The organism is Anaerotruncus sp. (assembly GCF_057433415.1).
In genome coordinates this window covers 1-6,311 of the sequence record NZ_DBMDHH010000089.1, presented here as the reverse complement: position 1 = coordinate 6,311, position 6,311 = coordinate 1, and the positions used below count along the sequence as shown (strand labels likewise).

3 protein-coding genes are annotated in these 6,311 nt (G+C 64.0%); 1 reads left to right on the top strand and 2 read right to left on the bottom strand.

Annotated elements, in window-relative coordinates; genetic code table 11:
• Positions 1–351: 351 nt before the first annotated feature.
• Complete coding sequence (locus ACZO3G_RS14270) at positions 352–978, top strand: flavin reductase (RefSeq protein WP_243107484.1); 627 nt, start codon at positions 352–354, stop codon at positions 976–978.
• A gap of 299 nt (positions 979–1,277) precedes the next feature.
• Here the strand turns inward: ACZO3G_RS14270 and ACZO3G_RS14265 are convergent, their stop codons facing one another.
• Positions 1,278–2,324 (bottom strand): hypothetical protein, encoded by a 1,047-nt coding sequence (locus tag ACZO3G_RS14265; RefSeq protein ID WP_288283708.1) that lies wholly within the window; start codon positions 2,322–2,324, stop codon positions 1,278–1,280.
• Between the two features lie 159 nt (positions 2,325–2,483).
• Positions 2,484–5,942, bottom strand: a complete 3,459-nt coding sequence (mfd, locus tag ACZO3G_RS14260; protein WP_101548793.1) for a transcription-repair coupling factor — start codon at positions 5,940–5,942, stop codon at positions 2,484–2,486.
• Positions 5,943–6,311: the final 369 nt, after the last annotated feature.

Genomic DNA, 6,311 nt, shown 5'->3' with positions numbered 1-6,311 from the left:
TTTTGGTTCCTTTTCGTCCGTCCGAAAAGGAACCCGTGGTGCGCGGCGGAACGCGCTCGTGATTCTTGCCGCTTTTTAAGCGGCAATTCCTGTCCAAGCCCGCCGGACGCAGCGCGGCAAATCCAAAACCGCCGCCGGGGCGGGACCCGGCAATCTTCGCCGCCGCAAGCGGCACATCTGGAGCGCCTCGAAGGGGCGTGAAAAAAGCCCCGCCGGACGCAGCGCGGCAAATTGAAAACCGCCCGCCGGGGCGGAAAGCCCAAAAAGGACTCCCACGCTCCCCGAGCGGCAGTCCCAATGAATGACAGCCCCAAATCAGTGGCAAGATAAAAAACAGAAGGAGGATGTTTCATGTTGGATTTACAGGCGTTTTTCAAGATGTCCTACGGGCTCTATGTGCTGAGCTCCGCGTTTGACGGCAAGCAAAACGGCTGCATCGTCAACACCGTCACGCAGGTGACAGCCGAACCGCCCAAGGTCGCGGTGGCGGTTTCCAAGCAGAACCTGACCACCTCGCTGATCGAGCGGTCGGGGCTCTTCAACGCCGTGGCGCTCACCGAGGAGGCCACGATGGACCTGATCGGCCGGTTCGGGTTCCGCTCGGGCAGGGAGGAGGACAAATTCGCGGGCATTCCCCACGGCGCGGATGCCAACGGGGTGTGGTATCCCACGGAAACCGCTTCCGCGATGTTCTCCTGCAAGGTGATCGACAAGCTCGACCTCGATACGCACGTGCTCTTTGTCGGCAAATCGATCGAGGCGGTCAAGCTCTCCGACGCGCCCGTCATGACCTATGACTACTACCACAAGGTCAAGAAGGGCGAGACCCCTCCCAACGCCCCCTCCTACAAAAAGCCCGCCGAAAAACACGGCTGGCGCTGCAAGGTCTGCGGCTACATCTACGAGGGCGAGGAGCTTCCGCCCGATTTCATCTGCCCCATCTGCAAGAAGGACGCGAGCTTCTTCGAGCGCATCTGAGTATTTTAAAAGGCGGCCGCTGCGCGGCCGCCTTTTTCATTTCATGAAGCGATCGGTAAAAAGCCCGTGGATCCGAGAGCGCGCGCACCCGGCGCGGCCGCCCGGATTGGGCGCCCCGCGGGCGGCGCGCTGCGTGCAAAGCGGGCGCTCGGCAGCAGCGGGCCGTCGCCGGGGCTCATCATCGGATCGATCCCCTTTACAGGTTGATTTTTTGTCCTTCGGTACCTATAGAACCGTCCGCGGGGACGTTTGGGGACAACAAAAAGCCGGCGCTTTCGCGCCGGCTTTTATGATGCCGTTCAGCCGACCTTCAGTTTTTCAGGGGTGTAGCGCTTGAGGGCCGCGTCGTTATAGGTGACGCCGGTGAGCGAGTCCGCCCACTGGGAGACCTGCTCGTCAAACGCGTCCCCGCGCAGCGCGGAGACCAGCGCCGCCCTGCGCTGGGCAAAGTCGCTCTCGTTTTCCATCACATCGTAGCGGACGAAGAGGTACATCCCGTCCTCCGACTCGGCGACGGTCGGCTCCCCGATCGGCGCGGCAAAGATCGTATCGACCACCTCCTGCGAATAGGAGGAGTTCTCCCGGTTCACAAAGGTGAAGGAGGTGCCCGCCTCCGGCTTCTCGAGATCCTGGTTGCCCGAAAGCTCCTTGCGGGCCTCGTAGACGAGCGTTTCCATATCCTCGCCCGCCTTGGCGCGCTCGAGGTACTTGTTGATCAGCTCGGAAGCCTGCTCCTTGGCCTTGGCTTTGGCCTCGTCGGTGTCCTCGGCGGGGTTGATCGACACGGGGATGAGCAGGATTTTGGCGTAGTCGGTGGAGAACTTGGTTTTGAGCTCCTCCTCGGGCACCGGGTCGGTGCCGCCCTCGCCGTAGATCGCGTTGAAGATCATCGACTTCTTGACCATGTTCTCCTGCGCGAGGATGAACGACTCCCTGGACACGCCGTTGGCGGTGTAGGTCTCCTCCAGACGGAATCCGGTCCAGTACTGCTCGGCGGTCTGTTCGACCGAGGCCCTGTCGAGCTCGCTCATGGCAAGGCCCATCTCGCCGAACTTCTGCTCGATCGCGATGTATTCGTCAAGGCCCTTCTTGGCCTCCTCGGTGACCTTCTGGGAGACGGTGACGCCGTCCACCTGCTCCTTGAGCGGGTCCTTGACGTCCGACGGAAGGTCGACCGTCGCGTCGGAATACGCGGTGATCAGTTCGTTGATGTAGACGCCGGCCGGAACGGTCAGGTCGCCCGCCTTGGCCGCCCATTTGGTGTCCCCGCCCATGCTGCAGGCGGCGAGACTCGCGGTCATCAGCACGGCCAGGCCGAGCGCCGCGATTTTTTTAACAGTCGTCATTTTGAATTCCTCCTGTAAGGGGTATTGCTTGCATACCCGCTTATTATACAACGCCGCCCCCAAAAAGTCCACTAGAAATTCCACACGGTTCGGGAAACGGCTTCCATCCAGTCTTATCCTGTTCCGCGCCGCGCCGCTTATGCGGGCCGCCGCAAAAGATCACTCCCCCATGGCGGCGAGCGCCTCGCGGATGGTGTCGAGCGGTTCGGAACCCGCGGGGATCTTGACGGTGATGTAGGGCTTGCTGCCCGCGCTGACCATCACGCGGCCGCGCAGCCTGACGGCGAGCGAGCCCGCGCGGGACATATCCATGACCTCGGGATAGAGCAGCACCGCGTCCCCGCGCTGGGAGATCTCCCGGATGCCCATCTGGGAGGCGGTGTTGCGCACGAGCGCCACGTCCACCAGCCCCTTGACCGCGTCGGGCGGGTCGCCGAACCGGTCGATCAGCTCGTCGATGAGGTCCATGGCGTCCTCCTCGTTCTGGATGGCGGCGATCTTCTTGTAGATGTCGATGCGCTGGGCGAGGTTGTCGATGTAGTCCTCGGGGATGTGCGCGCCCACCCGCACGTCGACCATGCACTCCGCGGCCGTCCTGGCGGGCGCCTCGCCCTTCTGCTCGGCCACCGCCTCGGAGAGCATCTTGAGGTACATGTCGTAGCCGACCGCCTCCATGTGGCCGTGCTGCTGCGCGCCGAGGATGTTGCCCGCGCCGCGGATCTCAAGGTCGCGCATCGCGATGCGGAAGCCCGACCCGAAGGAGGTGAACTCCCGGATGGCGGACAGCCGCTTGGCGGCCACGTCGGAGAGCTCCTTGTCCCGCCGGAAGGTGAGGTAGGCGAACGCGCGCCGGGTGGAGCGCCCCACCCGTCCGCGCAGCTGGTAGAGCTGGGAGAGCCCCATGCGGTCGGCGTCCTCGATGATGAGGGTGTTGCAGTTGGGCACGTCGACGCCCGTCTCGATGATCGTCGTGCAGACGAGGATGTCGACCTCGTAGTCGAGCAGCTGCTGCCACACGCGGGAAAGCTGTTCCTCCCCCATCTTGCCGTGCGCCGTGACGATGCGCGCCTCGGGGACCATCTGCTTAATCCTATAGGCGCAGGAATCGATGCTCTCGACCCGGTTGTGCAGGTAAAATACCTGCCCGCCCCTGCGCAGCTCCCGCTCGATCGCCTGCGCGATCACGCCCCAGTCGTGCTCGACCACATAGGTCTGCACCGGATGGCGGTCCTGCGGCGCCTCCTCGATGACGCTCATGTCGCGGATGCCGCTCATCGCCATGTTGAGGGTGCGCGGGATGGGGGTCGCCGAAAGGGTCAGCACGTCGACGGTGGCGCGCATCTCCTTGAATTTCTCCTTGTGCCGCACGCCGAACCGCTGTTCCTCGTCGATGATGCAGAGGCCGAGGTCCTTGAACTGGACGTCGTTCTGGACGAGGCGGTGGGTGCCGATGATCATGTCGATCTCCCCGCGCCGCAGCTCGGAAAGGATCTGCTTCTGCTCCTTTGCCGAGCGGAAGCGGGAGAGCAGCTCCACCTTGATCGGGAAGCCCTCCATCCGGCGGGTGGTCGTCTGGTAATGCTGCCACGCGAGGATGGTCGTGGGACAGAGCAGCGCGCATTGCTTGCCGTCCATCACGCATTTGAAGGCGGCCCGGAGCGCCACCTCCGTCTTGCCGAAGCCCACGTCGCCGCAGAGCAGCCGGTCCATCGGGACGGGGTTTTCCATATCCGATTTGATCTCGTCGATGCAGCGGAGCTGGTCGTCCGTCTCCTCAAAGGCGAACCGCCGCTCAAAGTCGTTCTGCCAGTCGGTGTCGGGCGAAAACGCGTAGCCCTTGACCGCCATCCGCTTGGCATAGAGTTCTGTCAGCTCCTTGGCCATGTCCTCGACGGCCTTTTTGACCCGCTGGCGGGTCTTCTGCCACTCGACGGAATTCAGTTTATTGAGGCGCACGTTCGCGTCGTCCCGCACGCCGACGTATTTGCTGACGAGGTCGAGCTGGGTGACCGGCACGAAGAGCATGTCGGTGCCCGCGTAGCGGATTTTGATGTAGTCCTTGACAATCCCCTGCACGTCCCGCTTGACGATCCCCTCAAACACGCCGATGCCGTGGGAGACGTGCACGACGTAGTCCCCCGGCGTCAGATCGCTGATATCGCGGAGCTTTTTACCCTCCTTGGGGCGGGGCTTCCGCTTGGCGCCCTGCACGACCGCCTTGGCCTGCGAGATGACCGCGAGCTTCAGGTCGGGGTATTCCATGCCCGCCGACATGCTCGCCGCGACGACGTACACCACGCCCGGCGTGAGCCTGCCGATCTCCTCGCACTCGGCGGCGCGGATGTTTTCCTTCTGCAAATCCTCCGCCAGCGTCACGGCGGCGCGGTAGGTTCCCGCGAAGACGATGACGCAGTAGCCGCGCGAAAGGTAGTTCTGCACGTCCTCCCGCAGCAGGGAGAACTCGCCGCTCCAGGAGGAGAGCTGGACGGCGTTCACGTCGATCATGTCCCGCAGCGGGATGTCCCCCACCGAACGGACGAAGGTGTCGAGCAGCACGCTGTTCGACTCCGACGCGTGCCGCTGCAAATCCACGAAGTCCTCGCCGAACCGGTCGCACCCCTTGAAGAGGACGCCCTCCTCGAGCAGGATCTTGACGTCCTCGTTCTGCTGCCAGAGCACGTTTTTGAGCGCCTCGCGGCAGTTGGCCGTGTCGCAGAGGAAGAGCGGCCGGTCGCGCAGATAGTCGAAGACGGTCGCCGGCTCGGGATAGAGCAGCGGCAGCCACCGGTCGAGGCTCTGGGGCATGATGCCGTCGGAAATCCGCGCGATCTCCCCCTCGAGCTTCTCCTTGGCAAGCTTGCCGCGGGTGCCGCGGATGTTTTTCATCGCGCCCTGCAAAAGCTTCACCAGCCGCTCAGGGCTGTCCGCCACCACCTCGGCCGCCGGGGTGATGTCCACCCGCTTGACCGTGTCAACCCTGCGCTGGGTGTCCGTCTTGAAGGTGGAGATCGTGTCGATCTCGTCCCCCCAGAATTCAACGCGGAAGGGGTCGGGCATGTGGGGCGGGAAAAAGTCGAGGATGCCGCCCCGCTGGGAGAACTGGCAGACGCCGTCCACCTGGTCGCAGCGGGTGTAGCCCGCCGACACCAGAAACCGCGTCAGCTCCTCCATCTGGTATTCCCTGCCAGCCTCGAGGGTCCGGATGCGTTTTTCCAGCACCTCCGGGGGCATCGTATACTGAAGCGCGGCCTGCGCCGACGCCACCACGATCTTCAGGCTTCCCGCGTGCAGCCGCCCGAGCACCGCCAGCCGCGCGTGCTCGTATTCCCTCGAGACCCCCTGCACCTCCTGAAAGGTCCATTCGCGCGAGGGGAAAAGAGCAGCCGTCCCCTCCCCCGCCATGATGTTGATGTCCTCGACCAGCCGGGTAGCCGCCGCCTCATCGGACACGACGGCCAGCCCGCCGGTCTCCAGCAGACCGGCGAGCGAAACGATCATATGCGCCTTGTGCACGTTCGAGAGCCCCGTGACGAGCACCGGGGTCGCCCGATTTTTCACCGCGCTTTTGACCCGCTCAAAAGCGGGCAGGCCGGTCAGCAGGTGTTCAAACCCTTTCATTCTGGTGAATTCCTTTCTCTATTCTGCCGCTCTGCGGGCAGCGGGGGCTTTTCTTCGGTTTGCCGCGCTGCGCCCGGCGGGGCTTTAGATGCGCTCCTCGCCTGCGGCGAGCGCCGCAGAGCGGCGACGCGCATTCAAAGAGGGCCACAGGCGCCACTTGTCCCTTCGGGACAAATGGTGTCCCCATTCGGGCTGTCGCTTCGCGACCCCTTTGGATTCCCCGTAGGGAGTCGCCATGCGACCCGGCCCTGCGGGCCGGAACCCTGAGCGGAGCCGCCTTCGGCGGCAAGAATCACGAGCGCGTTCCGCCGCGCGCCACGGGTTCCTTTTCGGACGGACGAAAAGGAACCAAAAGTCCGCCTAAGGGGG

Bases quoted from the DNA above. Each gene is read 5' to 3' on its own strand.
- ACZO3G_RS14270 (WP_243107484.1), top strand. From the start codon at position 352: ATGTTGGATTTACAGGCGTTTTTCAAGATGTCCTACGGGCTCTATGTG.
- ACZO3G_RS14265 (WP_288283708.1), bottom strand. From the start codon at position 2,324: ATGACGACTGTTAAAAAAATCGCGGCGCTCGGCCTGGCCGTGCTGATG.
- mfd (WP_101548793.1), bottom strand. From the start codon at position 5,942: ATGAAAGGGTTTGAACACCTGCTGACCGGCCTGCCCGCTTTTGAGCGG.